Origin of the sequence: Paenibacillus mangrovi, assembly GCF_022898935.1 — a bacterium.
GTDB lineage: Bacteria > Bacillota > Bacilli > Paenibacillales > Paenibacillaceae > Paenibacillus_AQ > Paenibacillus_AQ mangrovi.
Genome location: NZ_JALIRP010000015.1, coordinates 70,967 through 97,369 on the forward strand (window position 1 = coordinate 70,967; position 26,403 = coordinate 97,369).

26 protein-coding genes and 1 pseudogene are annotated in these 26,403 nt (G+C 48.0%); 4 read left to right on the forward strand and 23 right to left on the reverse strand.

The annotated features are described in order from the left end of the window. Positions 1-332 precede the first annotated feature (332 nt). From map to MUG84_RS24515, 5 genes are all read right to left on the reverse strand, one after another. Positions 333-1,079 (reverse strand): type I methionyl aminopeptidase, encoded by a 747-nt coding sequence (gene map / locus MUG84_RS24495; protein ID WP_244730275.1) that lies wholly within the window; start codon positions 1,077-1,079, stop codon positions 333-335. Between the two features lie 90 nt (positions 1,080-1,169). Then, positions 1,170-3,434, reverse strand: coding sequence for a YhgE/Pip family protein (locus MUG84_RS24500; RefSeq protein ID WP_244730276.1), 2,265 nt, complete (start codon positions 3,432-3,434; stop codon positions 1,170-1,172). Between the two features lie 182 nt (positions 3,435-3,616). Beyond that, the gene (locus tag MUG84_RS24505; protein ID WP_244730327.1) at positions 3,617-4,198 is read right to left on the reverse strand and encodes a TetR/AcrR family transcriptional regulator; all 582 of its coding nucleotides are present in this window, start codon (positions 4,196-4,198) and stop codon (positions 3,617-3,619) included. Positions 4,199-4,320: 122 nt separating this feature from the next. Further along, positions 4,321-4,659 carry a protein YmzB gene (gene ymzB, locus MUG84_RS24510; protein ID WP_244730278.1) on the reverse strand — a complete coding sequence of 113 codons (339 nt, stop codon included), beginning with the start codon at positions 4,657-4,659 and terminating at the stop codon, positions 4,321-4,323. A 197-nt stretch (positions 4,660-4,856) separates the two neighbouring features. Then, positions 4,857-6,383, reverse strand: a complete 1,527-nt coding sequence (locus MUG84_RS24515) for an MDR family MFS transporter (protein ID WP_244730281.1) — start codon at positions 6,381-6,383, stop codon at positions 4,857-4,859. A gap of 175 nt (positions 6,384-6,558) precedes the next feature. Between MUG84_RS24515 and MUG84_RS24520 the strand changes: the two genes are divergently transcribed. After that, positions 6,559-6,993, forward strand: a complete 435-nt coding sequence (locus tag MUG84_RS24520) for a MarR family winged helix-turn-helix transcriptional regulator (RefSeq protein ID WP_244730330.1) — start codon at positions 6,559-6,561, stop codon at positions 6,991-6,993. A 96-nt stretch (positions 6,994-7,089) separates the two neighbouring features. Here MUG84_RS24520 and MUG84_RS24525 read toward each other — a convergent pair whose 3' ends face one another. Next, positions 7,090-7,689 carry a nitroreductase family protein gene (locus MUG84_RS24525; RefSeq protein ID WP_244730283.1) on the reverse strand — a complete coding sequence of 200 codons (600 nt, stop codon included), beginning with the start codon at positions 7,687-7,689 and terminating at the stop codon, positions 7,090-7,092. A 177-nt stretch (positions 7,690-7,866) separates the two neighbouring features. Next, the gene (locus MUG84_RS24530; protein ID WP_244730285.1) at positions 7,867-8,874 is read right to left on the reverse strand and encodes a UDP-N-acetylmuramate dehydrogenase; all 1,008 of its coding nucleotides are present in this window, start codon (positions 8,872-8,874) and stop codon (positions 7,867-7,869) included. Between the two features lie 451 nt (positions 8,875-9,325). Here MUG84_RS24530 and MUG84_RS24535 point away from each other — a divergent pair, with 451 nt between their 5' ends. Both MUG84_RS24535 and MUG84_RS24540 read left to right on the forward strand, forming a co-directional pair. Continuing rightward, positions 9,326-9,955 carry a futalosine hydrolase gene (locus MUG84_RS24535; RefSeq protein WP_244730333.1) on the forward strand — a complete coding sequence of 210 codons (630 nt, stop codon included), beginning with the start codon at positions 9,326-9,328 and terminating at the stop codon, positions 9,953-9,955. Beyond that, positions 9,952-10,800: a 1,4-dihydroxy-6-naphtoate synthase gene (locus MUG84_RS24540; RefSeq protein ID WP_244730286.1), complete on the forward strand. Its 849-nt coding sequence runs from the start codon at positions 9,952-9,954 to the stop codon at positions 10,798-10,800. Before MUG84_RS24535 ends, MUG84_RS24540 begins: the two co-directional genes overlap by 4 nt. A gap of 118 nt (positions 10,801-10,918) precedes the next feature. Here the strand turns inward: MUG84_RS24540 and MUG84_RS24545 are convergent, their stop codons facing one another. The 4 genes from MUG84_RS24545 to MUG84_RS24560 form a co-directional block, all read right to left on the reverse strand. After that, positions 10,919-12,325, reverse strand: coding sequence for an NAD-dependent malic enzyme (locus MUG84_RS24545; protein ID WP_244730287.1), 1,407 nt, complete (start codon positions 12,323-12,325; stop codon positions 10,919-10,921). Positions 12,326-12,463: 138 nt separating this feature from the next. Further along, a complete protein-coding gene (locus MUG84_RS24550) occupies positions 12,464-12,967 on the reverse strand; it encodes an LURP-one-related/scramblase family protein (RefSeq protein WP_244730288.1) in 504 nt (167 codons plus the stop codon). 107 nt (positions 12,968-13,074) lie between these two features. Further along, entirely contained in the window at positions 13,075-14,430 is a 1,356-nt protein-coding gene (locus MUG84_RS24555; protein ID WP_244730290.1) for a serine hydrolase, read from the reverse strand. 141 nt (positions 14,431-14,571) lie between these two features. Beyond that, positions 14,572-15,459, reverse strand: a complete 888-nt coding sequence (locus MUG84_RS24560; protein WP_244730292.1) for a GNAT family N-acetyltransferase — start codon at positions 15,457-15,459, stop codon at positions 14,572-14,574. 252 nt (positions 15,460-15,711) lie between these two features. Here MUG84_RS24560 and MUG84_RS24565 point away from each other — a divergent pair, with 252 nt between their 5' ends. Beyond that, positions 15,712-17,649 carry an acyltransferase family protein gene (locus MUG84_RS24565; protein ID WP_244730294.1) on the forward strand — a complete coding sequence of 646 codons (1,938 nt, stop codon included), beginning with the start codon at positions 15,712-15,714 and terminating at the stop codon, positions 17,647-17,649. A 78-nt stretch (positions 17,650-17,727) separates the two neighbouring features. On the opposite strand, the gene MUG84_RS24570 is transcribed toward MUG84_RS24565, so the two are convergent. From MUG84_RS24570 to MUG84_RS24625, 12 genes and pseudogenes are all read right to left on the reverse strand, one after another. Beyond that, on the reverse strand, positions 17,728-18,636 hold the full coding sequence (locus MUG84_RS24570; RefSeq protein WP_244730336.1) for a D-alanine--D-alanine ligase: 909 nt from the start codon (positions 18,634-18,636) through the stop codon (positions 17,728-17,730). 2 nt (positions 18,637-18,638) lie between these two features. Further along, the gene (locus MUG84_RS24575) at positions 18,639-20,093 is read right to left on the reverse strand and encodes an aminotransferase-like domain-containing protein (RefSeq protein ID WP_244730295.1); all 1,455 of its coding nucleotides are present in this window, start codon (positions 20,091-20,093) and stop codon (positions 18,639-18,641) included. 164 nt (positions 20,094-20,257) lie between these two features. Further along, the gene (locus MUG84_RS24580; protein ID WP_244730296.1) at positions 20,258-20,704 is read right to left on the reverse strand and encodes an OsmC family protein; all 447 of its coding nucleotides are present in this window, start codon (positions 20,702-20,704) and stop codon (positions 20,258-20,260) included. A 143-nt stretch (positions 20,705-20,847) separates the two neighbouring features. Then, complete coding sequence (locus tag MUG84_RS24585) at positions 20,848-21,189, reverse strand: DUF1801 domain-containing protein (RefSeq protein WP_244730297.1); 342 nt, start codon at positions 21,187-21,189, stop codon at positions 20,848-20,850. A gap of 31 nt (positions 21,190-21,220) precedes the next feature. Continuing rightward, positions 21,221-21,493, reverse strand: coding sequence for a YciI family protein (locus MUG84_RS24590; protein WP_244730300.1), 273 nt, complete (start codon positions 21,491-21,493; stop codon positions 21,221-21,223). A 111-nt stretch (positions 21,494-21,604) separates the two neighbouring features. After that, a complete protein-coding gene (locus MUG84_RS24595; protein ID WP_244730302.1) occupies positions 21,605-22,870 on the reverse strand; it encodes an RNA polymerase sigma factor in 1,266 nt (421 codons plus the stop codon). After that, entirely contained in the window at positions 22,867-23,301 is a 435-nt protein-coding gene (locus MUG84_RS24600) for a YciI family protein (protein WP_244730303.1), read from the reverse strand. The genes MUG84_RS24595 and MUG84_RS24600 overlap by 4 nt, the downstream gene beginning before the upstream one ends. Before the next feature lie 126 nt (positions 23,302-23,427). Then, positions 23,428-24,087 carry a DUF998 domain-containing protein gene (locus MUG84_RS24605; RefSeq protein WP_244730304.1) on the reverse strand — a complete coding sequence of 220 codons (660 nt, stop codon included), beginning with the start codon at positions 24,085-24,087 and terminating at the stop codon, positions 23,428-23,430. A 92-nt stretch (positions 24,088-24,179) separates the two neighbouring features. Next, entirely contained in the window at positions 24,180-24,503 is a 324-nt protein-coding gene (locus MUG84_RS24610; protein ID WP_244730307.1) for an alpha/beta fold hydrolase, read from the reverse strand. Positions 24,504-24,548: 45 nt separating this feature from the next. Further along, complete coding sequence (locus MUG84_RS24615) at positions 24,549-24,815, reverse strand: alpha/beta fold hydrolase (protein WP_244730309.1); 267 nt, start codon at positions 24,813-24,815, stop codon at positions 24,549-24,551. Positions 24,816-25,307: 492 nt separating this feature from the next. Then, complete coding sequence (locus tag MUG84_RS24620) at positions 25,308-25,652, reverse strand: hypothetical protein (RefSeq protein WP_244730312.1); 345 nt, start codon at positions 25,650-25,652, stop codon at positions 25,308-25,310. 13 nt (positions 25,653-25,665) lie between these two features. Beyond that, a pseudogene (locus MUG84_RS24625) lies at positions 25,666-26,403 on the reverse strand (hypothetical protein); the annotation flags it as partial.

The following is a 26,403-nucleotide window of genomic DNA, read 5'->3' on the forward strand; positions in this document are numbered from 1 at the left end:
TGACTGTTATGCTCTGGATATGAGACCGCTATTTTTACAAAATAAGTACGTGGTTGGCTGCTTGATCACTGATAGTTGCTAGGTATGGATACAATGATTTTCTATTGTGAATTTTTCAGGTGTTGTATTTTTTATATGTAAAAATGCAATTATCCATAATCCACCGATATCAATATCGGCTATTTACATAATTTTGGATGAAATAAACCATCATATAAGCTGATGCCAACACACTATCGATGGAGCGGGTGATTTGTTTTTCTGCTCATGCTGATGAACGAGGTGAAATAATCAAAAAAGAGAGGCGCCCAAAGCGTCCTCTCTTGAGTGTTTTATTGCATCGTCAGAATTTCCGGACCATTCGCCGTAATGGCAATTGTATGCTCATATTGTGCAGACAGGCCGCCGTCCATGGTTCTGGCTGTCCAACCGTCACTATCCATTTTGCTTCGATAGGTTCCTGTATTCAGCATAGGCTCGATGGTGATAACCATACCTTCTTTGAGGCGTGGCCCTACATTCGGTGGACCATAATGCGGAACCTGCGGCTCCTCATGCATATCTCTGCCAATCCCATGGCCAATAAATTCACGAACCACAGAGAATCCTTCCGCCTCGGCATAGACCTGGATCTCGTGGGAGATATCTCCGATCCGGTTGCCGATGACCGCCTTCTCGATTCCTTTGTACAAGGATTCTTTTGTCACGTCCAGCAGATGCTGCGCTTGCTCCGAAACATTGCCTACAGTGTAAGACCAGGCGGAGTCTGCAAGCCAGCCATTCAGGTTAACGACCATATCCACTGTAATGATGTCGCCGTCCTTAAGCACTGTTTTCCCCGGGAAACCATGACAAATAACATCGTTCACCGATGTGCAGGTCGCATAAGGAAATCCGTTATATCCCTTCTGTTCCGGAGTTGCTCCGTTCTTGCGAATAAACTGCTCGGCAAATCGGTCAATTTCTATGGTTGTGATGCCGGGAACGATCATCTTTTTAATTTCCCGGTGGCATGCTGCGAGGATCGCACCGGCTTCTTTCATCTGTTCAATCTGTGATTTGGTCTTAATGGTAATCATCTAATCCCTCATTCCTGTCTGATCTCTCTATTATACCCTGATATTCGAAAAAAGTCCTGATCCGGCTAAGGATCAGGACTTAAAAAATCTTTATACGGCTTCAGCAGGATGTGCGTTCGTCTCTTTCTTCTTGCCGCGTGTTAAGAAGTATACGAGCGTCAATGAAAGGAAGATCAAAGCGTCAATGATCAAAATACCTGCCTGCTTCCACACCAGATCGAAATCTCCGCTTGAAATGATCGCTTTATAGCCAATAACGCTATGCGACATTGGCAGCCACGGATTAAACGGCTTAAGCCAATCCGGAATCAGTTCCAGCGGGAATGTACCTGCACTGGTCGTCAGCTGAAGAATAAGCAATATAATCATGAGGAACCGTCCAGGATTATCAAGCCAAGTAACAGTCGCCTGCACGATAAACATGAATGCCAAGCTAGTGATGAAGGTGAATAGGAAGAATAGAGGCACACTTTGGACCTCAAGGCCCAATCCGAGCAAAACAATCGCTGCGGCCACAACGGATTGCAATAAACTCATGCCCCCGAATGAGAGCGAACGGCTGACAAAGCGGCTGAAACCAGAGGCTCCTTCTACCGTTGTTCCTCTGACCGAGATGACGATCGTCGAAATCAGTGCTCCGACGAACAATCCGAGAGACATGAAATATGGCGTTAAGCCCGTACCGTAGTTTGGAACTTTACGGGACTCATTCTCCTTGGAATCGACCGGTTTGGCGAACATTTTAACCAAATCATCGGTTTTCTTCAGCTCGGAGGTTTGGTCTGCTGCATCATTCAGTTTGGTTGACAGCTCTTTCGAACCGTCATTCAGCTCCGAAATGCCCTTCTCGAGATCACCCGCACCGTTATTCAGCTGCTGCGAGCCGTCTGCGAGCGCCGTTAGTCCCCCTGTCAGCTGGCTAGCTCCGCCTTCCAACTGGGAGGTCCCTGACAATAACTGCTGCGAGCCCGTAACCAGCGCTTTACTGCCGCCGGCTGCCTCATTCAGCTTCTCGCCGAAAGTCGTCAGTCCGGCAGTCAATGCGGACTGTCCATCATTTAGCTTCGTTGCCCCTTGAACGAGCTGCTCTTGGCCATGCACAAGCTGACCGCTGCCTTCAATAAGCTGCTGCTGCCCGCTGTGAAGTGCTGACGCACCTTCAAGCAGCTGCTGCTGTGCGCCATGCAAGGAATCAGCTCCATCAGACAGCTTTTGCTGTCCTGCAGCTACCTTGGCGCTTCCTTCCGCTACAGACTGGCTCGCTGCCATCAGTTTCTGGAACTGAGGATTCTGAGCGAGCTCAGGACTGGACTGTGCCAGCTGCTGCAGACCATCAGCAACACCTTTGGCTCCTTCGGATACTTGTGCAGTTCCATCCAGCGAAGATTTGAGGCCCGAAGCCAAATCAGCGCTACCCTGCTCGGAGGACTTCAAGCCTGCCTCCAGCTTGCTGGCCCCCTGCTCGGAGCCCTGAAGACCTGTATCGAGCTTCTTGGCACCGTCCAGTGAGCTCTGGAGTCCGGTTTGAAGCTGCTTTCCGCCCTGCTGAGCTTGCTGTGCGCCAGTTAACAGCTGGCCTTCCGCTGTATTCAGCTGATCCAGACCACTCGATAACTGGCTAGTGCCTTGGCTCAGCTGTCCTGCGCCTTTGTTCAGATCTCCTGCACCTTTGGCAAGTGGCGCTGCTCCATTTTTGGCATCCAATGTGCCATTAGCGAGTTTGTTCAGGTTCTCCTTCAACTTAACGGCGCCGTCATCCAATTGGGAGCCGCCGTCATGAATTTTACTCGCACCATCACCTGCTTCTGCCAGGCCTTTAGATGCATCGGTAAAACCGTCCAGTAGAACATCAGCATAAGACTCGGTTACTTTGTTCGCTATCGTCGCTTGAATTTCTTGCATCGCTGAAGTCCCGATTTGCGAAGCGATAAAGTTGTAATCACCATTTGGCTCATACGTGATGGTTGCGGGCTGAGGCTTATCGTCCATCAGCGTTGTCGCCTGACTAGAGAAATTTTCGGGAATGGTAATTTTCATATAATAGTGGTTGTCTTTCATTCCCTTGTCCGCATCCTTATCACTAACAAATTCCCAGTCAAAATCTTTGTTCTTCTTCAGCTCATCGACCAAATCCGAACCAACGTGCAGCTTCTCGCCTTCAAGCTCTGCACCGATATCCTTATTTACTACAGCGACAGGCAATTGGTCCAAATGACCGTACGGATCCCAAAAGGCTGCCAGATAAACACCGCTGTACATAATCGGAATGAAAATGACGGCGATCACGGGGATCAGCACTTTTGGGTTCTTCAATGCTGCACCTAAATCTTTGAAAAACACGGATAAAGCCTTCATATAAGTGGTAGTCCCCCTTTTCTTAGTTGTTAGATGCTTTCTCAACATCTCTGACTGGTTTCCTCATTTGGTCATACATACGCGAGCGGAAGTAGCTCCGAATTTTACACCATTTCGAAGCTGATCCGCTTGTTTACGCTTGGTTTTGGTGGTTTGTTCAATGTGAATTCTTCCATGCGGAATTATGCGTGCACAGCGAGTCCATCCTCCAAAAAGAGGCGGATATGCTCTTTGATTTGATCTTTCGTCAGGGGTTTATGGTTCTTATTCCATTCGGATGTCAGTGCAACGTACATTTTCACCATCAGAAAAGAAACAATGCCGGGATCGCACTCACGCAGCTCATTCTGCGCTATGGCATGCCCGATTTTTTTTTCGATATAGGTTAAAATGACGCTTTCTACCCGGTTCATCGCTTCCTGGGATTGAGGTGTTCCAACGTCCCTTACTTCCTGGGACAGTTTCGTGAGGAGTTCGTGCTCACTGCGGAATTCCAGAAGAGAATCCAATACGCGGAACAAATTGTCAAAAAAGCTTTTGTTATGGTCAACTTCCCGTAGGACGATGGCTTTCATCTCGGAAATAACTCCATACAAAATTTCATCGAATAACTGTTCCTTCGTATCAAAAAACGTATAAATGGTTCCTTTCCCCACATTGGCGATCTTGGCTACCTGCTCCATCGTCGTAGCCTTATAGCCAAACAGTGCAAAAGACCTTGATGCTGCTTCAAGTACTTGTTTTCTTCGATCCACCGTTCCTATGTTTTTCCCCTCCCATCAGACAGCATACTCGGTATGCATGACCACAAAACAAATCCAGTCATAAGGTCAATAAATACTTTACCACGTTCTTGGCCATATGACAAATTTTAAATAATTAAAATTCATGATATTTCTGAAATTTCATATTTTGCACGGTCTGTTTTCATCGACACATGCTGCTCTTCAATATGGCATTCGGTTAACCCATCCACATAGATCTGGAATGAATTTGTAGGCAGCGGAAAGTCTCCCATCTTATTTAGAACACTTCCTGAACCGTGCAGAATAAGGGAGTTGCCCTCCGCATAGTCGTCAATCGAAGGTACCCTTTCTTTATATTCTGTGCCTTCAAGCATCACTCGGGTCTCGTCCAGATCACCCTGCTCCTCTTTGCGGATCAAAATCGTTTTCTGGATATGCTTATCCAGCCATTCCGTAATCGAATTAAGTGATTCACTCAACGTTAGCCCTTCTTTCATTCATTGTATTTGCTGTATCTTGCCTATTATGTGTCTATCCACCACGGATATACACACTGAAAACAGCACTAAATAACCCCACAAAGTGGGGACTTAGCTTCGAAGCTGATTCAGGTACTTTGCGGGGGCCCCGGAAATTCACAAAAAAACGCCCGGAATACCGGGCGTCCTTAAAATGCTTATGCTTCTGAATTATTTTGTTTTTTCGCAATCGTAACCCGCGCGTTCCCCATCATGAAGACAAATATAACAGCGATCAGGATCGGAATCAGCGCAATAAGGAAAATATGTGTAATCGAACTGGACATTGCATCGACAATTTTGCTGAGGATATCCTCTGGAATGCTAGCGCGTACGCTGGGCTCAAAAATTTGTTTAGGATCGCCCAGATTGGACATCGCCGAATTCGCGTTTCCTCCCATGCTGCTAAAGTTCTCTGCTAGCTTACTGGTAAATACGTTGTTCTGGATTGTGCCAAAAATCGTAATCCCCATCGTCATCCCCAGTGAGCGGAGGAATTGATTGGTGGAATTGGCTGTTCCCCTGAATCGCGGCTCCAGGTTATGCTGAGAAGCTGTCGGCAGCAGCGAGAACGAGAAGCCCATGCCAAAGCCTACGAGAATCATATACAGCGTAAGCAAAATACGCGCTGAGTCGGGAGTAAGCGTGCTGAGCAAGAACATTCCGGAGAAATAAGAAATAACCGAAATGATCATCAGATTGCGGTAGCTGGTTTTGGAAGCGAATATCCCCCCGATGGAGCTGCCTACAACAGATCCCAGCATCATCGGCGTCAGGATGAGTCCGGCATTGGTCGCCGAGCCCCCGTATACCGCTTGAACGAAAATGGGAATATACACGGTCAATATAATAAACGTACCACCGTACAGGAACGCTAAAATTTGTGATGAAGCAAACAGACGGCGCTTGAACAGGAAGAACGGCAGGATTGGCTCCTTGGCCCGCAGCTCCACGAAGAAAAACACGATGAAAAAGACCGCAAAGCTGACAAACAGCGAAATAATCGGCGCTGAGTTCCAAGCATACTGCTTGCCACCGAGCTCCAGCGCGAACATCAAGCTGATGACGGCGATCACGAGCGTCGAAGCGCCCCACCAGTCAATCTTCTGCTTCGTATGGACAGGCGACTCTTTATAATTCTTCATAATCAACGCAAAGGACACGATACCGATCGGCACGTTGATATAAAATACCCATTCCCAGCCAAAATAGTCTGTAATATAAGCGCCAAGCAGCGGTCCGACGACGCTTGCCGCACCAAATACCGCGCCGAGAAGCCCCGTCATCTTCCCTCTTTTCTCTGGAGGGAAAATGTCGAAGATAATCGTGAAGGCGATTGGCATTAGCGCGCCTCCGCCAATTCCCTGAATGGCACGGTAAATGCTGAGCTGTTCAATTGACTGGGCAAAACCGCACAGCGCTGAACCAAGCAGAAACACCGTTAAACCGAAAATAAAAAATCTCTTTCTGCCGTACATATCCGACAGCTTACCAAAGATCGGCATGCCGGCCATCGTAGTAACCATATAAGCTGATGTCACCCAGACAAACTTGTCCATTCCGCCAAGATCGGATACAATCGTTCCCATTGCCGTGGCGACAATCGTATTGTCAATAGCTGACATGAATATGGCAAGCAATAGGCCTGCCACAACCAGCTTGATGTTGCTTTTTGAAGCATTCATCGATATAAGCTCCTTTTTGCAAATGATTTATGATTTCGGGTAGAATGAAGTTGATTCATTACCTCGTTCATCAAATATCTTGATCATCAAGATATTGAGATTTTAAAAGGAGGTCCGTCTTTTGTCAAGCCATTCACAAGATCCAGCAGATCAACAAGAACGCCTTGTTTCGCTAATGCGAGGTCTGGGAACCCGGACCGTTTTGTACCAGCAGAATGTAGCCGCCTCGCTCGGATTATATAACAATGATCTGAAATCAGTAGATATCCTGCGTGAAACCGGCCCGATCACCGCCGGAGAACTATCTAAGCTTACAGGACTTGCTACAGGCAGTGTTACCGCCTTAATCGACCGTCTTGAAAAAGTCGGCTATGTCCGCCGGCAGAGCGACCCTAACGACCGCCGAAGAGTCATCCTAGTGCCTGAATACGAATATAAAGAGGAGGTAGGCAATACGTACCGCCCTCTTCATCAGTCTATGATCGAGCTCGCCTCTTCCTATTCGGAAGATGAGCTGGAGCTTATTAACCATTTTATTGGCAAAGCAAGTGGGATCTTAGAAGAACAGATCCGGCAGTTGAATGCTTCGCGATCCAAGTCCTCCTCCTGAATCCTTCATAAAATACCTAAAAAAGACGGTATCCGAAATTAGTCAAAATGACTACCCGGGTACCGTCCTTTTCATGCCTTCTTTGGCGTTATTAGCTTAATTGAAAACTTTAACGCGATCTTCTAGCGGTTGAAATTGTTTCTCACCAGCAGGTGCCACGACTTTACCAAACGGCATTTGAGCCATTAGTTTCCAGCTTGCAGGCAAGTTCCATTCACTAGCTACTTTTTGGTCGATCAATGGGTTGTAGTGCTGCAGACTCGCACCCAGACCTTCAGCTTCCAGTGCTGTCCAGATCACCAGTTGAAGCATACCGGAAGATTGCAGGGACCATATTGGGAAATTATCTTTGTACGATTCGAATTGAGATTGGAGACCTTCGATAACAGCATTGTCTTCGAAGAACAATACAGTACCGTAGCCGCTACGGAAAGCAGCCATTTTATCAGCTGTTGGCGCAAAGTTTTCGGCTGGAACAATAGCTTTCAATGTTTGTTCCGTAAGGTTCCACAGTTTATCATGTTGTTCGCCCAAAAGTACGACAACACGAGCGCTCTGAGAGTTGAACGAGGAAGGTGTATGTTTAACAGCTTCGTTTACGATTTCCATGATTTTTTCATCGGAAACAGCTACATCCTTACTAATTCCATATATGGTACGTCTTTCTTTAATTGCAGACATAAATTCTTTTGTCATTTGTATAGTTACCTCCAATATTTTATTTACTTACTTTTTTATTATATATTCCAACCTTCTCAGTTGCAATACTTTGCATTAAAGTTCTTTGGATAGTTTACCCCAGTCAAAAAAAAGAAACCCTTCCATGTTCGGAAAGGTTTCTTATTGTACAGCCAGCTGCTGATTCAGCCGGTATTATTCCACCACGACAACCTCCGGCTCTGGTTCAAAACCAAACGCCGTATTTACGCCTTCAATAATCGTGTTCATCAGATACTTGATTTCCTCGGCAGTGGCATGATTATGGTTGATGATCATATTTCCGTGATACGGAGAAATCATGGCTCCGCCATATTCCTTGCCTTTCAAATTCAATCGGTCAACAAGCGCACCGACAGGCACGCCGTAATCATAATTGTTTTTGAATACCGAGCCGCAGGAAGGGTACTCGAAATGGCGCTTACCATTACGATAATTAGCTATATCACTCATTTCGGACGGTATGCTGAGCCCCTGCTTCGTCAAAGCTGAGGCCTCCTCCGCCATGTATGAATAAAAGGATTGCAGTGTCGACATCCCTTCTTTCCCTTTCCATCGAGCCAATAGCTCATTGCCTGCGGCAATCTGCTCCACATCGGGAACCGCTAGCATATCAGCGCCCAGCACGAGCCAAGGATTCATCTGGAAGATCGATTGCTTGTAGCCGTACTTACACTGGGAAACGTCTATCGATTGCATAGACAGGGACGGATCCGACAAATCCACGTAATACACCGTTTTAATAATATCGCTGATCTGATGGTGATTGTACTTCGCGTTCATGTAAATCCCCGCTCCCAAACCTCCGGGAAGCAGATACGTAAACTCATAGCCGGGAATGTTGAACAGGAGCCCGCTGATTCCCAGCATGGACATCGGTGTTCCCGAAGAGATAAACCATTTGGACGGCTGAATGTCCCAGTATACAAATTTTTTCAAGGAAATATAGAGAGTGTCCTCCCGCGGATTATCCGGAAAGAGCAAATTCGAGCCCATGCCGCAGATAAAATAATCCAGTCCATGTGTTCTGCAGCCCTGAAGCAGCGTCAGCAGCTCCTCCACCGTCTCCGGCATTGCAAAAAAGTTCGCCTTCCCTCCGATTTGATAAGAGGAATGATTGGCAAGAGGTTCATTTCGTAAACATAAATTTTCAAAAGTCAACATTAGGGTTCCTTCTCGCTTTCAACTTCATTATTGAGGATTGTTCTGTTCTGTATGATTACTTTATAGTGTAGACCTATCTATTCTAATATATCGCCCAGCATAACGCCATGTGTCATTATATACGAGCTTACAGCGCTTGGAAATGAATGAATTTATAAAAATAGTTCAATCCCTTTACATCCAAGCATCTTTCGGCAATAAGAGTCAATCTTGGCTTGCATTAAATGTAAATAATTTATGATCCACATTCGGCTTGATTAGCTGCTCCACTTTACATGATGCACCGATCAAGATAAGGTTATATTATGGCCTTACCTACCCGGGAAATGAGCAGCATAGATTATTTATAAGGATCAAGAGAGGACGGTTATGCATGAGATCAGACATAGATCAATTACAGATCAGTAGTAAGCCGGTTCGGAATAACCTTCCGGCGGGACGCGTGCTGGTGATGACGGCTGTTGAAGCTGAGCAGCAGGCCGTTCTCAGAGGGCTCGGTGACTCGGAGCGGTTTGATGTGAAGCTAGCAGGTTTCGGCCCCGCATCGGCGGCGGCACGAACCGCGATGGAGCTCGCTGCAGGCGAATATATTCTTGTGATCAGCGCAGGCATTGGCGGTGGCTTCCCCGGCAAGGCAGATATCGGCTCCACGGTTGTTGCAGACCGGATTATTGCCGCTGATTTAGGAGCTGAAACTCCCGGTGGATTTCTCAGCGTGGACGAGCTTGGTTTTGGCAGCTCCGTGATTCTGCCAGAATCCGGCTTGGTTGATGCCATTATAGATGCGATGCAGTCCGCAGGGATACACGTAAACCGCGGCTCCATTCTGACTGTTACGACAGGTACGGGCTCGGCGGAAAAAACAGAAGCTTTGACCACTAGGATCAGCGATGCAGCTGCCGAAGGCATGGAAGGCTTTGGTGTCGCAACCGCAGCCAAGCTGTGGAATTTGCCTGTTCTGGAGCTCCGCACCATTTCCAACGCAGTTGGACCCAGAGACCGCTTAGCATGGCGGATGAAAGAGGCTTTTGCTGCACTTGAAGCAGCAGGAACCATTTTAAGGAGGGTTTTTACAGAATGAAAATTGCGTTTTCCCCTTGCCCCAACGACACGTTCGTATTTCATGCCTGGGCGCATGGCTTGATTCCAGGTGCACCGGAGCTGGACGTGACTTATGCAGATATCGATATTACCAACCATTTGGCTGCTCAGGATGACAGCGGCTATGACGTTCTTAAAATCTCCTATGCGGCTTTGCCATGGGTGCTTGACCGCTATGCGCTCCTGCCTTGCGGCGGTGCATTAGGCCGGGGCTGCGGTCCACTCGTCCTTGCTGCAGGCGGAGAACATGCTCCGAAGGATCCTGCCGCATTGTCCGGTCTCCGTGTCGCGGTTCCTAGTGAACGGTCAACGGCTTATCTGTTGTTCCGGTTATGGGCTGCCCAGAATGTTCCAGGCGGGATTGGAGAGATCGTAGTCATGCCATTTGACCAGATCATGCCAGCTGTTCAAGACGGTCAGATCGATGCCGGGCTTGTCATCCACGAAGCTAGATTTACATATCCCGATTACGGCCTCTCGCTGATGACAGACCTTGGAAACTGGTGGGAGCAGGACACCGGTCTCCCTATTCCGCTGGGTGCCATCATTGCGAAACGCTCTCTTGATTTGAAAGCCATCTCAAGCTGGGCTCGTGCTTCCGTGGAGTATGCTTGGGCCCATCCTGAAGAATCACGTGTATATGTGCTCAGCCATGCACAGGAGATGGATCCTAAGGTGGCTGATGCCCACATCAATTTATATGTGAACAGCTTTACCGCTAATCTGGGGGATGATGGTTATGCTGCGATTACCTCCCTGCTCACCCGTGCGGCTGACGAAGGACTTGTTCCTCCGATTGATCCCAAGGCGCTGCTTCTTCCATAATGCTGGGGCTGTGCGAAAACCGTTCGCATGGAAAGGGAACATCCCAAATATGAAGCGAAAGGACCTCAAAACCCACTGTCAGGTGGGATTGAGGTCCTTTTTCATACACAAAATAACTTTAACGGAAATCCTTAGGAATTCTCCGGGCAACACCAGTTAGGATGGCAGCCTGTACAACGGCTTTACGCACCTCAACCACAACCTGCTCATTAAATATGCTCGGAATGATATAGAGCTCGTTCAATTCGCCGCCAGATACCACGGATGCGATGGCGCGAGCGGCAGCCAGCTTCATTGGTTCATTGATACAGCGGGCTCTACAGTCCAAGGCACCACGGAACAATCCCGGAAATACGAGAACATTGTTGATCTGGTTCGGGTAGTCGCTTCGTCCGGTCGCATAGACTCTCGCATGCGGAATCGCCTCTTCAGGAGAAACTTCCGGCACCGGATTCGCCATCGCGAATACGATCGGATCAGGACCCATGCTACGGATATCTTCACCGTTCAGCAGATTACCGCGGGACACGCCAATAAATACATCCGCGCCCTTGATCACGTCTTTAAGCGCCCCCTCCGTGGCCTCAACCTGCGGCTGATCTGCAAGCCACTGCCACATCGGATGATGCGGATAATTTCCTCCGTGGACGATCGCGCCTTCACGGTCTACCGGAACGAGGTGGGTCACTCCGGCACTGAGCAGCATTTTGCAGATGGATACGCCTGCCGCACCAATTCCGTTCACAACGACACGGATATTTTCAATGCGCTTGTTCACGACTTTGAGTGCATTCAGTAGGCCAGCGATCACGACAACGGCCGTACCATGCTGGTCATCATGAAATACCGGAATTTCCAGCTCCTCCGTCAGTCTTCGCTCAATTTCAAAGCAGCGCGGCGAGCTGATATCCTCGAGGTTAATACCACCGAAAATCGGACTCATCGCCTTGATGGTCCGGATCAGCTCCTCCGTATCCTGGGTGTCCAGACAGATTGGAAAAGCATCCACGTCAGCAAGCTGCTTAAACAGCATTGCTTTTCCTTCCATCACGGGTGCTGCAGCATAGGGCCCAATGTCTCCAAGCCCCAGTACCGCAGTACCATCACTGACAACGGCAACAGTATTGCGCTTGATGGTCAGCGAATAGGCTTTTTCCGGATTTTCATGAATGGCTGTACATACTTTGGCAACACCAGGAGTATAGACGCGGGACAAATCATCTCTGTTTTTAATCGGCAATGTAGGTTGAATCTTGATTTTACCGCCCAAATGAACGAGGAAGGTCCGGTCCGAAACGTTGATCAGTTTGATGCCTTCCTGCTGTCTAAGCGATTCGACCACCTTATTCTCTTCCGTGTCCGCCACTTCAACGGTGATATCTCTGACAGAAAAGTCCTTGCCAGGTCTGATCACGTCGATGGATGTGATATCTCCCCCTGATTTGCTGATCGCGGCTGCCACATCACCGAAGGTGGCTTTCTCATGATTAAGTTCAACACGCAGAATGATACTTGTGTTCGCCATGAAGCTTCCCCCTAATATGGTATAAGTCATTTGTAACCGATTTCAATACGCACATATCATAACAGGCGGAAGACCGCAAGACAAGCGTCAGAAGTCCATACCTTTCCATTGAAGTTTTTTTTCGTTATGAAAAATAAATTATGTCATGCTCGCATGGTGGGCATTCGCTTCCCGTTTATTCGTTTCATGCACGCCCATTATAACAGCGATCAATTCATAGCTATCCAAGCTTTCTGACTCGTTTCGCAGGCAAAATGCGCCGGATTCGAACCATCCATTGATTTTATCGAATCTGGCTACCGCGTTTCCGTATTCATTCGTTATGGAGTACTCTTTAGAGAAGGCTGGTGAAAAAATTTCATAAGCACCTCTCCCTTCCGTTTCATACACAAATTTCTTCGATAAAAAGCTTAGCCGGTGTTTTAAGACACCCAGAATACGGCCTTCTGTGTCCGTGATCTCCCATTTATTCGAGATCATCCGGAATTTCCCGCTGCAAACAAGAGACCCATCCGCATTGTGGACATCCAAGGATGACCCAAATACGCTTTTTAGATCCAAACTCCCTGCAGGCTCATTCAATGCATTCACAATTTCCGAATAGCCGGCGTTGAAGAAATTATCTTTAAAATACAGTTCCATTTTCGGTACCTTCTTTCATTGAATCTTCTTTCCTCCATCAACGCGGGGACAAGAAAGCCATGGACAATGATGCATCCATGGCTTTTGCTTATGCCAATATTTTCATCTTATGGTTTAAGCGTTTGTTCAGCCAATTGATCCAGCATCAACCGAAGCTCTTCCGCATCCGGATCAATCCTTACGGCTAATTCCAGTACTTTAATTGCGTTCTCGGGCTCACCGTTGTCAAGAAGTCTCTGCGCAATGAAGCGGTAGCTGAAATCAGTATCAGCGGATACAAATCCCTGTGCGGCACGATCATCAGTCCCGGATATATGGGCCTGCACCGCCGCCTCTTCACCTTCATCAGCCAAGATTCCGGCCACATGCATCGTTAATGAACGGGGAATCATGTCTACCTTCTCGCCAAGAAGCACATCGAGTATTGCATTATTGACGGAATGAAGACCCAGATAATCCGTATTGAACATGATGGTGACCGCCATTCCCTTCTCGGGCAGGATAACCAGATTGGAGCGGAAGCCGGTATCCGAACCGCCATGGGCCTTGGCTTCAAAGCCTTTATATTGCCCCATGAACCAGCTCAGTCCCACTTTACGGTAGTAGCCAAAATCATCGGCCGGGGTGATTGCTTGCCATACCTTATCGACACTCGACTCTTGCAGAATCCGTGCTTCGTCCAAACAGCCCCGGTTCAAGTAAGCCATCGCATACCGGCAGGATTCAGCTGCGCTTGTCAGCAAGGTGGAGCTTGGCCCATGGCTTCGATTGTAAGGATAGATGCTGCTTACCTTAGCGCCAAAAGACGAGCTCATGCCCATAACATGCGGTGTCGCCAGCAGCCCCTCATCGACATCCGGCTTGGAATAGCTGCTGCTGTCCATCCGAAGTGCGTTCAGGATATGCTCCTGCATGTACTGTTCAAACGAAACGCCGGAGGCTTTGGCAATCAAATCTCCCAGGATCTCAAATCCAATATTGCTGTATTCATATTTCCCGAACCCCGGATCCCACAATAGCTCACGATCCGAGATGCTGCGGACATAACGCTCAAGCGCCCCCTCATCAAATTGCGGGCGGTCCCACTCATAATCGTCCTCGTCAGGCATGCCTGACGTATGGCTAAGTAGATGTTTTACCGTGATGTCACAGTACCGCTCATCCTGCATTGTGAAATACGGCAAATATGTGGTGACCTTTTCATCCAGCAAAACCTTTCCCTGTTCGACCAACTGCATGACTGCCGTTGCCACATATGTTTTGGATATTGAAGCCATATGGAACAGGGTATTGCCGTCAACAGGCTCTCCTGTTTCTTTGTTCTTCACCCCAAAGCCTTTCGCATAGATTGGCTGTTGGTTATACACGATGCCAACCGCCATGCCTGCAGCTGCCCTGTCATTACGAATATAGTCGGTCAACAATCGATCCAGCTGTTCTGTAATATATTGATATTCTTCCATCTTCGGTTCCTCCATGGGATCAGGTATTTGAACTATTCAGTTGTCTATGTAGTTCACACCGTTTATACCAATGGAAGCACCGCCCTTCATATAATTAAGATAAGTTTATACTATTTTTAGTGTATTTACCAGATTTTTATGTTAATCGTTCAACATGTATTTCATATGTACCTGGTTAATCCACGGCGTAAAACCCGCTTCCTCCAAGATCCGTACGAGCACCTGCTCGGATAAAGGAAGATTTATGGTCCGCCGCACTACTTTTTTATCGAGAGGCGCATACACTTGTGTCAGCAACGCTTTTAACAAGACGTCAACCTCTTCTTCCGTAGCTTTAACAGTCCGGCACTGGTACAATGCTGTTGAGCTGTGCTCTCCGCAAGAATCAAATACTCTTTTAAAAAGAGCAAACCCAACAACTTGTCCTTGAGCATCCAGCGCAATGACCGATTCACCATTCACGATATTTTCCCATTGCGTCTGCCATGGCATGTTCCCTACAGGAATGTTCAGACGTTGGATATCCTGCGGGATACCGAAGCGAAACTGATATGAAGAAGCCGCATCGCCAGCAAAAACATCCGGACGCAAGCCTTCCTTCTGCTCATAAAATCTCAGTTGATCGATGAGCTGATATCCCATCTTGGAATATAGCTTGATCGCGGGCTCATTCTCGCTAAGCGCCTCCAGCAGGGCAATTTCCGCTCCCTTTTCGTTATACAAGTCTAGCGCCGCGCCAATCAGCTCCTTGCCGTGACCTTTGCCTCTATATTCGGGGATAATGCCTGTGCCGCCGTTCCAAGCGGTTAGACGCCCGTCGACCGTCCGAAAGCCACTCATGACGAAACCAACCGGTTTGCCGTTGTCGCAGAGGGCAATCGAGGCTTCCATGGACAGCTGATTATCGGAATTCCTTTTCACAAATGCATCCACGCTCATCGTCATATCCATCGCATATCCTTTAAATCCTTCATTCCACAATGCGGTAAGCTCTGCAGTCGAAAATTCGCTAAATTTCTTGATTTCCATCCCTACCGTTTCTCCCCTCGCATGTAATTATTGGCATTTGTCTTTATAATGACCAAAATGTGAAATGAAAGCAAACATTTTGTAACCTTAATCGAAACCCCTTATGATAAAGTTAGTACCTGTGAACCACTTCATAGAATCTCATCTAGCACGGAGGCATTAAGAAAATGAAAAAAAGAGAAATGAGGATATCCACATACATAGTCGGTACCTTACAAAACCTAACCCGCACGGAAGGCGGGGTTTGTCCATATGTCTAATCAACTTAACTCCCATAAGCGTTATATGCCGGGACTCGACGGACTGCGGACGCTGGCCGTATTTTTTGTCGTTTTATATCATTTGAATGTAGACTGGGCTCCTGGAGGCCTATTAGGTGTTAGTATCTTTTTCGTATTATCCGGTTATCTGATTACAGATTTGTTAGCCGCGGAATGGAGCCGCAACCAGACCATCGACCTTAAAGCATTTTGGATCCGTCGCTTCAGAAGGCTGCTACCGGCAATGCTGTTCATGATGGCGGTGGTTGTTGCCTGGGTGACATTATTTAACCCCTCGTTAATGTCCGTCCTGCGCGGTGATGTCATTTCATCCATCTTTTATGTGAACAACTGGTATCTGATCTTTCATCAGGTCTCCTATTTCGAAAAGTTTGGACCGGCTTCTCCCTTTGGCCATTTGTGGTCCCTGTCGGTAGAGGAGCAGTTCTATCTGCTGTGGCCTCTCATTCTGATACTGGCCTTGAAACTACTAAAGCGGCGCGGCCCCGTTTTCCTGTACACTCTTACACTCGCAGCAGTGTCCGTGTTTATGATGCTTATGATCTATGATCCGAATACGGATCCGAGCCGTGTTTATTACGGAACCGATACACGGGCCTTTTCTCTGCTGATCGGAGCAGCATTAGCCATTATTTGGCCTAGCCGCAAGCTATCCGTAAAAGCTTCGCTTCAAACGCGTCTTGCGCTAAACGCTGTCGGTGTCATCGGCCTTGTGTCCGTGTTCATCATGGTATGGACGACTAATGAATATGATTCTTTCTTGTATCCTGGCGGTTTCCTGCTCCTGTCAGTCTTCGCTGCGATGATCATAGCTTCAGCCGCTCACCCGGCCAGCCTGGTAGGAAAACTGCTCGGCATAAAGCCGCTGCGATGGCTCGGAATGCGCTCTTACAGTATCTACATATGGCATTACCCTGTTATTATACTTACGACCAAAACGAATTCCGATCCAAATGTATTGCGGGCAATTCTGCAATCTGTAGTCAGCGTGATCCTGGCCTCCCTATCCTATAAATACATAGAGGAACCGATTCGAGGCGGTTTGATCGGCAGATTGTGGAACAAATTCCGGAGAGGTCAAATAAAACTATCCCTAGTTCCGCTTAAGGGCTGGATTACTTTTGCATCCGTAATGGTGCTGGTTGTGGTATCATGCACAGGCTTCATGCATGCGCCGGTGAATGCTTCAATCCAGCAGGAGGCGACGAAGGTGTCTGCACCCGAGACGCCCTTGAATCATGAAGATGTCTCAGGAGAACCTGAATCGTCGGTACAGTCTCCTTCAGAAAAGGAAATGCCTGATCAGCAGTCACCGCAAAATACTAAGCCCGATGATACCAACAAGGCACAGCAGCAGGAAGATCATTCAAACCAGAACCATAATCCGGAAGCCTTGGATAATCAGAATCAGTCTGAAGCATCCGATACATCCAAAGCCGGGAAAAACCCTGTACCTGTCACCGCTATAGGCGATTCGGTCATGCTGGATGCAGAGCCTTATTTGCAAGAAATGATTCCGGGAGCCGTCATTGACGGTAAAATCGGCAGACAAATGTGGGAAGCTCCAGACCTGATCGCAAGCCTCAGATCGGAAGGCAAACTTGGCGACCAAGTGGTGATTGAGCTAGGAACCAATGGTGCTTTCAATAGCAAGCAGCTGAACAAACTTCTGGATTCCCTGCAGGATGTACGCAAAGTCGTGCTGGTCAACACCAGAGTGCCGCGCAACTGGGAAAGAGTCGTCAATTCGTCCCTTAAAAAGGCAGCAGACGCATACCCAAACACCACCCTAGTCGACTGGCATGCCGCAAGCAGCGGCAAATCTTACTTTGAGGCGGACGGCGTCCATCTCAAACCTGAGGGAGCCAAAGTATTGGCAGGCCTGATTGCCGATGAGCTCGGATACTAAAACAAAGGATTTAGCACTTATATATCACAAAAAAGAGGACTTCTTCCCTGAAGAGATCCTCTTTTTAATATACATCTTTCAGCCTTTCCGCACGGCAATCGAACCTTCAATGATCGTATCCAGAAGTCCGGAAAACGAAATCCCTGCCGCCTGGGCGCTGCGCGGGAGCAAGCTGGTTCGGGTCATACCCGGCAGCGTGTTCACTTCGAGAATATAAGGTATGTCATCCTTCAGCATCATATCGATGCGGGCATAAACAGAGCATTTCATTGCCTTATAGCTTTTCTCCGCGGCCTGAAGAATGCGCTCCATGGTCTCTTTTTCAAAGGTAATAATCTGTTCGTCGCTCTCTCCCGGTTCATATTTCGAGGTATAGTCAAAAAACTCCGCACCCGGTTTAATCGAAATAATAGGAAGATGTTCTCCGTTCAGTATGCTGCAGGTGATCTCCTCGCCGTGGATGTACTCTTCGATCAGAACCTCCTCGCCGAAGGAAAAAGCGGTTTGAACCGCTTCAAGCAGCTGCTCTTCGTTTCTGACGAGCGTAACCCCGATACTTGAGCCGCCCGCATTCGGTTTTACGACGAGAGGATATCCGAGAGAAGAAACGGTTTTGCCATCTCGGAGATCATCCATACTTCGCAATACCGCCCAATCCGGTGTATGAAGTCCTTCGTAACGGAGCAGCCGTTTGCTCAGATCCTTATCCATGCACAGACTGCTTGATAGCAGTGAACATCCCGTATAAGGAATCCCCATCGTTTCGAGCGTCCCTTGGATCGTCCCGTCCTCGCCAAAGCTGCCGTGAAGTGCAAGCAGAGCGATGTCAATCCCTTTTGCCTGCTCCAGCAAATCCTGTTTATGCTTGATATCCATAGGTATCACTTCATATTTGTTCCCATCCAGATTGGCAATCATTTCTTTGCCGGTCGCAAGCGAAACCTCACGTTCAGAGGAGATCCCTCCCATGACTACGCCTACCTTCATCTTCATTGTCTTGCCTCCATTCTTTTTTTGACCGCTCTGCCGATAATCTGAATACCCTGCAAGAGTTCATCGTCGCTCACCCGAGAAAAACCAAGCCGGAGCGTGTTGGCGCCACCGCCATCGGTAAAAAAGACATCCCCTGCTGTGTATACCACGCCCTGCTTATAGCAGTCAGCTAAAATTTCCCGTGCATTGCATACGTCATCCAGCTCAATAAACAAATGCAGCCCTCCCGAGCCGGTTAGACGCTTATACGGGATGTATTCACTGCAATACTGGTGCGCCAGCTCATGCTTACGTTTGTACTCCGACTTCGCGCGCTTCAGGTATTTCTCGAAGTTTCCATTGTGGAAGTATTGATACAGCACCGCTTGATCCAGCGTTGATGTGTGAATATTGCGTGCGCGCTTTACGCTGACCAGCGCATCGATCAGTTCACGGTCCGCAGCAATCCAGCCGATTCGGATGCCGGGAAATAAAATTTTGGAGAAGCTACCGAGATAAATGATGCTGTTGCCTTCTCCTCCAAAAGCCGCCAGCGGGGCCATATGCGAACCGGAATAGCGAAGCTCCTCGTTAAAGCCGTCTTCGATTAATGGTATCCGGTGTTCGGCAAGAAGGCGCAACACCTCAACCCGTTTCTCTGCGGACATGACGATGCCGGTAGGATTGTGGTATGAAGGCGTAAGATAGGCGAGACCAAACTCCTGCTCCTTCAACGCCTGCTCGAAAGCATCCAGACGGACCCCGTCCTGGTCCATCGAAATTCCGGTAATTTCATAACCGTGCAATCGTGAAATTTTAATCGCTGTATGATGGGTGGGATTCTCGCATAGGATGTGCTTTTGCGGAACCTCAAGTGAAGATAAAATGATGTCGTAGGCTTCGGTAAAACCATTCGTGATCAGAATATCCTTGCCTTCCATATCCACGCCTTTGGCTTCCATATAACCTGTTAAATATTGAATCAAGGGCTTGTAGCCTTTGGCATAGCCATAATTCAGCAGAATTTCGCCTTCCAGCGACATGCGGTCCAGAAATGCACGCTTCACGTTGGCAAGGTCGAACAGCTTCTCATCCGGCGCGATGCTGGCGAAGTTGATCATTCCTTTTTCCCCGCGCAAATCACGCTTCATCAGATCATAATCGACCGCCTGTTTGGCCGTTGTATTCAGGCGCTTCTCCCAATCCATCGACCATGACGGAACGGAGGCGATTCCTACCTTGGAAACGAAGCTCCCCTTGGAATGAACCGTATAGATGAACCCTTCCTCCTCAAGCTCCGAATACACAGTTACCAGCGTATTGCGGCTGATACCCAGCATGGTGCTCAGCTCCCGTGTCGATGGCAGCTTCTGGTCAACCCTGCCCTTGCCTTTAGTAATCCACTGCTTCAAATATTCTTTAACCTGCACCGTAAGCGGCCGGCCTTCTATAATTTTAAAATCGGTGAACATATCGCAATCCCTCCGTATACTATCTTTGCATAAAGCTTCAGCGGAAGAAAGAGCCACCGCTTGGCGTTTTGCCGGTAGTCGTGGTTTGGCTTGTCATCACGGCAAAAAACCGCACAGCACAATGCCGCACGGTTTTCAGGTTCAATATGCAATTCATGCTTCGCTTAAAGCGTTTTTTCAATCCGCGGTTCCGTCGATAATGCCACATTTCCGGCAATGGCGCGGGAGATCATGCATGAGCCTTCCGCTTTTTCCGCCAGCCTGTGGGCGAGGTCCACATCCTTGTCCGAAGCTTGTTTCTTAAGCAGAACATATGGTTTATGAGTAATGCTGACATACGTAAAAATATTGTTCGTAACGTCCACGATGCCTTCCGATTCAAGCGACAGCTTCTCTACCGGCACACCGCTCCGCTCCATCATTGCTGCAAGCGTGATCAGATAACAGGTGGCTGCGGCGCCCAGGAGCATTTCATCCGGATTGGTGCCGATCCCGGGGCCGCCCATCTCCTTGGGAATGGAAATAGCCGTTTTCAGCTGCCCGGCTTCGATCCTTCCTTCGCTGTTGCGGCCTCCGTCCCACTCTGCCTGCAAAATAAATGAATGATTCATCACCAGCAACTCCTTTATGTCAGATTGTAGCGACCTCAGTGTGTTTTACCAGGATTTCTAGCGGTTTATTCACTCCGAAATCCGGCTTCTATAAGTACAACGAACGCGAGACAAGAAAATCGATACGCTCGTAAAATCTTTTTCTAAAGCGAGGAAGAAGCCTGACTGACCAGTGACACCAGTTGCTCGGAATCAAACGTATCCCCTTTACGCAGCTTCAGTGTTTTTCTTTCTGGAGGACCATCGAACATACCTTCCGGAAACTCTAGCGCTGAACAATTAAAAATGGTAAAACTAACCGCTTCTTTCGATGTAGAGATGGCCGCGGCATATTTCCCGTTTTTCAAAAAGTGAGGCTTCTTATACTGAATACGTTCATGCACATTTGGAATCGCTTGATGGACCATTTCACGCAGATTGGCGGAAAGTTCCCTGTGCCACGGTTCCTTTAACGTTTCGATAAAATCGGTTACTTCCTGATTCATTCTTCATACGCTCCTTTAAAGTAGGTAGTGGTTATAATCTTCTTAACATGTGGAGATGATTCTGCAAATCAGCTTCCATGGCTTGTATGCCAGGTTTAGATAAAGGTTCTGCTTTCTCTTCGAGTTTCCGTATTTCGATTGTACTCTTGCAGCCTGATGGAACCGGCATCCGAAGCGCCCATTTCAGGGCATCGTCCTCTGTTCTTACATCGATCACCGTATATCCCGCAACGAGCCCTTGATCTGCCGGAAAAGGACCAGCCTCCGATAACTCGCTCGCCTTGACAATTATCATAAATCGCATTTGGGTTTCCTCCTCTTGTGGGAAGATGACTTTAGACAGCAGTTCTTTGCTATCCCCTTCCTTACTAACACGACGAACGGGAAACCTCATAATCGACATAAGTAGAAAAAATTATTTGGATGTGCCTAATCCGCATTCAGCTGCACGTTGAAGCAAAAGCTCCCGCTCACGGGTATTTCGGGTCATCGATGCAGCACGTTCAAATTCTGTACGGGCTTCATCGTGCCGCCCCAGTTTCGCAAGAAGATCGCCGCGAACGCTTGGAAGCAGGTGGTATCCCTTTAATGAAGGTTCGGTATTCAACTCGTCGACGATCTGCAGCCCGAAGACCGGACCGAAGGCCATGGAAATGGCAACTGCACGGTTTAATTCAACGATGGGTGAAGGTGTTGATCTTGCAAGCGCCTCGTAAAGGGCCGCAATGCGGATCCAATCGGTCTCAGCTTCGGAACGCGCCTGGGCATGACAAGCGGAAATCGCAGCTTGCAGCGAGTAAGGCCCGAGGGTTCGTCCCAGCTTCCGGCTGCGCTCCAGCGCCGCCAAACCGCGGCGGATCAACAGTTGATCCCACTTTGCACGATTCTGATCCATGAGAAGAATGGGTTCTCCCTTAGCGTTAACACGGGTTTTCAAACGCGATGCTTGAATCTCCATCAGCGCAACCAGGCCGTGAACTTCCGGTTCATAAGGCGCGATTTCAGCAAGAATGCGTCCCAACCTAAGCGCTTCCTGACAAAGTAGCGGCCGGGTCCAGTGATCTCCGGATGTTGCTGAATACCCTTCATTAAACATCAGGTAAATGACCTCAAGTACTGCGGACATGCGGTCTTTCAATTCCTCCCGAGCTGGCACTTCAAAAGGGACTTTCTCGGCGCTGAGGGTCCTTTTGGCCCGGACAATCCGCTGGGCGACCGTGGACTCGGCAGCGAGGAAAGAACGAGCGATTTCATCTGTGGTAAGCCCGCACAACAAGCGAAGCGTAAGAGCCACCCGAGCGTCCTGCGATAACACCGGATGGCAGGTCATAAAGATCAGACGAAGGAGATCATCATCGATCTCCCCGTCCAAAGTACGATCCACGTCATCTTCCGTATACAAATCCACCGTGTGCCCGATCTCTTCATACTTCTGATCGCGCAGCTTACTCCTGCGTATAAAATCAATTGCGCGCCGCTTTGCCGTCGTCATCAGCCAGGCACCCGGATTGTCCGGAATACCTGTCTCCGGCCACCGTTCAAGGGCAATCACCAAGGCATCCTGGGCAAGATCTTCAGCGAGCCCCACGTCCCTTACCATTCGCGTCAGTCCCGCGATAAGCTTCGCCGACTCCATTCGCCATATCGTTTCAATGGTTCGATGTGCCTCGGATGGACTCACGCTTTTTTCTGCTCCTGAACCTGCATACGTAGCGCCGTTTCCTTGGCCAGTGTTTCAGGATTCTCCATAAGGTCCTCTGCTTCGAACACCTGTCTGAGCTCAATCTCCCCCTGTCCAAAGCCATGAGGATCCGGCATGCGCAGTGCCCATTCGATCGCTTCTTCCCTCGATTTGACCTCAATCAGCGTGTATCCAGCAATCAGCTCTTTTGCCTCCGTAAAGGGACCGTCCATCATTTTCGGTTTGCCTCCGGGCTCCGGATAAGAAATCCGGATTGCGCTTGAGCTAGGCTGCAGTCCATCCGCCGCCAGCAGCACACCGGCCTTTACCAATTCCTCGTTATACTTCTGCATGGCATCGATAAGCTCCTGGCTGGGCATAACTCCCGCCTCTGAATCGGTCGTAGCTTTGACAATCATCATAAATCTCATAGGTTAATTCCTCCTAATTTATTGTGAAATGAAATTCCTGCCGCTAAGTTAGGGCATAAGACAATGCAGATCGACCTCGCGATGTTATGCATCAATTAATAAAATCGCTCTTCTCTTTTTGTAAACCTATGCCTTAAGGGTTTCAGCACGCAATTTTGCGGCAAGAACCGAAACCCAACCGAAGGCAACAATTCCGGCGCACCCCATGATAACGCCAATCCAATTACTTATACTCGAACCTAAAATAATGAGCACAGGCGCAAGGATACAAGATACAATACAATAGATACTCCAACCCCGCTCACCTTGTGAAGCAAAACGGCGTGCAAAGACAACACTTGCCGCAATTAGACAAATAAAGGCGGTAAAGAAAGCCACGGAATGAAGTGCTGCATGGCCGCTCATCGATGTCGGTATTTCTGCAGGAGCACCTGGGGGAAAACTGAGCCCAGGATCTGGGCGAAACAGACCTGCCATGACCATGCCAATCCCATAGACTCCAATGAGCAAAGCACCCCAAGTGCCTCCCTTACTCCCAAGCAGTAAACGGCGCATTCCAATCGCTGCAAATATAGCAAGCAATCCTGTAATGAAGAAATTAGCGCTTTGGATCCACCCCAGATCCCCCAACGTAAGGGTGCTGATAGCGTGGCGTCTGATATCGAATCCTGTACGCGTAAACGATTGAATGACGACTGCTACGTAGAACAGAGGTGTGGAAATGACCCCACCCATCAGAAGCAGGCGAATTGCCTTTGAATTACGTTTATTTGTAATCATAATCATCTTCTTCCTCCCTTATTTTCCATTTTTTTATCAATTATTCGGCCTTATTTGCTGTCTTAGTTCGGTTTACTTAGCCCATTGCATGCTGGTACTTAACGATTACCAATAAAGAATGTTGCAAGCTCCGATGAAATCTTCTTGGTATCGAGTTTCTTGGTATGCCCCAGTCCCTTTTTACTTAATAGCCTTGCATTCGGTAATACGCCCGCTAGTGTCTGGGCAGCATGACGCAGCGCAACCGGACTCTCCGTTCCTTCGATCACAAGAGTTGGCATCGTAACCGTATTCCACAATTTTTCAGGCAGTGCCTTTCCATCCATATATCCATCTAGCAATGTCGCATCGTAAAGAAGCGTATGGGCAACAGCCATGAGCCTGGGCCACACGCCTGGCATCACTCTCATTAAACGGACCACAAATGCAGGTGCTCCCATCCCCTTGGTCATAAAATACTTAATGGCCTAGGCCGAGCCACCGGCTTCTTCAATCATGGCCTGTAGATCTTCCATCTCGCATTCAATGGTATACGACTGTGTATCTCCGCTATCACCACGGCCGCGGCGGTCGTAATTGTAGATGGTGAAATGCTCCGACAACAGATTAACCAGTTGCACCTGTCCTGGGAATCTACGATAGCTGAACGCACCTGTTACCAAAATGAGTGATGGCCCTTGGCCAACTTTATCATAGGCAATTTTGGTAACATCCTTTGAAGTTACTGTAAGCATCTTATTGTCTCCTTTACAATCCATATTTTTTTGTGTTACTTCCCTTCCATCGCTGCCTGATATTTAAGCTTCTATTTAGACGACGAACCGATAGCGGGAAATTCGACACAGTCACAAAACTTTTTTTTGATTCCATATGTACCGGTTTATTTGCTTGCGGCTTCGCCGATTTACGGCAATATCTCTTATGAGTTTTTTCGTATAAATTACACCATGAAAGAGAGGATAGCTAGATCCTATTTTAAACTAGTATAAAAACTAACACGTTAAATTAAGAAGAGAAGAAAATGGAGGATATGAATCCGTTCCGAAAAAAGAGGTGCATGAAAAAAAAGCCCTTATAGGATCTAGGGGCTCACATGCGTGCTTTTGAGGTAATGGCGTGCTTTTGAGGTAATGGCGTGCTGCCATGCCGCCAGTTTCTCTGCCGTTTGTGTAAGCCGAGCGACTTCGGGGACAAATTCGACCTTCGCACATTTGCTGCGAGACTATTTATTTTGCCGCAATGCAACCTTTGATTTCGTCAGCTAGATCAAGTACTTTCCGCCATTCGGGTGAATTTCTAACAGCGTTAATATTCCATTCATCACCTTGTTGTAATTCTAGAACTAAGTTTCTTAAAATAGCACTTTTACTCATTATTTCATCACTAATTAGTCCAGCATCGTTTAGTCGTTGCAAGACATCAGTGTGTAAAAAAGAAGTAACTCCAGTATCAAATTCTTCAAAGATATTATAACCGATCACCATATCGTTCTCGCTTAGCAGATATGTCCCGCACTTATCAAGTGTATCTACGTATAGCTCCATAAGTTTTTCTATAGATATTTTCTCCATGCAATAACCCTCCTTATTTTGGAATAACCGTAGATTTATCGCTAGGTAACGGTTTATAATCAAGTCCTACCACCTTGACTTTACCTGTTTGCCCACTAGAGAATCCAATGTATGACCCATTATGAACTCCTCCTCCTGGATGATAGAATACTGACTTATCGCCGTTTGTAAATTTCCAGCCAGTACCGGCAGAGCCATAAGTACCTCTCTTCCATCCTTCTCCTAGAATTCTTCCAACTTCATCAGCTGATTTTCCCCATAAAGCTTTGGGATTACTTAGAATATCATCGTAAGATTTTAGCTCTGATACCCATGTGACATTTCCGTCTCCATATTTTCTCTTGTAGTAATCATTCCATTCTGCTCCAGTTCGAGGTATACGTGCATGGACATTCGGAGGTTTCGGATGAACCGGGACGTCTACTTTCGGTTTCCGGGAACCGAACTTATCCAGAAGCTTGCGCACATAGCGGCGCCCTTTTGCTCCCACCCATCCTAGCGCTTTTCCAAATGGGATTCGGTTTAGTATAAAGCCTATAGCGGCGGAAAACGCTCTTTGGGGAGTCAGCAGCTGTTTTGGATCGCGGATGTAGCCAGCAATCTCATGTCCGCTCCCAGCGATCGACATTCCCGTCATTGCGATGCTCAAAGCTGACCCGAATCCGACGAACATCATTGACAAGGCAAGGGCTCCGAGCAAGATTGCGACCTGTTCATACCAATGAAGGTGATCCCACCAATTCTGCAGCGA

Coding starts and splice junctions, on each gene's coding strand:
- map (WP_244730275.1), bottom strand. CDS start 1,079: ATGATTACCATTAAGACCAAATCACAGATTGAACAGATGAAAGAAGCC.
- MUG84_RS24500 (WP_244730276.1), bottom strand. CDS start 3,434: ATGAAGGCTTTATCCGTGTTTTTCAAAGATTTAGGTGCAGCATTGAAG.
- MUG84_RS24515 (WP_244730281.1), bottom strand. CDS start 6,383: ATGAATGCTTCAAAAAGCAACATCAAGCTGGTTGTGGCAGGCCTATTG.
- MUG84_RS24520 (WP_244730330.1), top strand. CDS start 6,559: ATGCGAGGTCTGGGAACCCGGACCGTTTTGTACCAGCAGAATGTAGCC.
- MUG84_RS24525 (WP_244730283.1), bottom strand. CDS start 7,689: ATGACAAAAGAATTTATGTCTGCAATTAAAGAAAGACGTACCATATAT.
- MUG84_RS24530 (WP_244730285.1), bottom strand. CDS start 8,874: ATGTTGACTTTTGAAAATTTATGTTTACGAAATGAACCTCTTGCCAAT.
- MUG84_RS24535 (WP_244730333.1), top strand. CDS start 9,326: ATGACGGCTGTTGAAGCTGAGCAGCAGGCCGTTCTCAGAGGGCTCGGT.
- MUG84_RS24540 (WP_244730286.1), top strand. CDS start 9,952: ATGAAAATTGCGTTTTCCCCTTGCCCCAACGACACGTTCGTATTTCAT.
- MUG84_RS24545 (WP_244730287.1), bottom strand. CDS start 12,325: ATGGCGAACACAAGTATCATTCTGCGTGTTGAACTTAATCATGAGAAA.
- MUG84_RS24550 (WP_244730288.1), bottom strand. CDS start 12,967: ATGGAACTGTATTTTAAAGATAATTTCTTCAACGCCGGCTATTCGGAA.
- MUG84_RS24555 (WP_244730290.1), bottom strand. CDS start 14,430: ATGGAAGAATATCAATATATTACAGAACAGCTGGATCGATTGTTGACC.
- MUG84_RS24560 (WP_244730292.1), bottom strand. CDS start 15,459: ATGGAAATCAAGAAATTTAGCGAATTTTCGACTGCAGAGCTTACCGCA.
- MUG84_RS24565 (WP_244730294.1), top strand. CDS start 15,712: ATGTCTAATCAACTTAACTCCCATAAGCGTTATATGCCGGGACTCGAC.
- MUG84_RS24570 (WP_244730336.1), bottom strand. CDS start 18,636: ATGAAGGTAGGCGTAGTCATGGGAGGGATCTCCTCTGAACGTGAGGTT.
- MUG84_RS24575 (WP_244730295.1), bottom strand. CDS start 20,093: ATGTTCACCGATTTTAAAATTATAGAAGGCCGGCCGCTTACGGTGCAG.
- MUG84_RS24580 (WP_244730296.1), bottom strand. CDS start 20,704: ATGAATCATTCATTTATTTTGCAGGCAGAGTGGGACGGAGGCCGCAAC.
- MUG84_RS24585 (WP_244730297.1), bottom strand. CDS start 21,189: ATGAATCAGGAAGTAACCGATTTTATCGAAACGTTAAAGGAACCGTGG.
- MUG84_RS24590 (WP_244730300.1), bottom strand. CDS start 21,493: ATGCGATTTATGATAATTGTCAAGGCGAGCGAGTTATCGGAGGCTGGT.
- MUG84_RS24600 (WP_244730303.1), bottom strand. CDS start 23,301: ATGAGATTTATGATGATTGTCAAAGCTACGACCGATTCAGAGGCGGGA.
- MUG84_RS24605 (WP_244730304.1), bottom strand. CDS start 24,087: ATGATTATGATTACAAATAAACGTAATTCAAAGGCAATTCGCCTGCTT.
- MUG84_RS24615 (WP_244730309.1), bottom strand. CDS start 24,815: ATGCTTACAGTAACTTCAAAGGATGTTACCAAAATTGCCTATGATAAA.
- MUG84_RS24620 (WP_244730312.1), bottom strand. CDS start 25,652: ATGGAGAAAATATCTATAGAAAAACTTATGGAGCTATACGTAGATACA.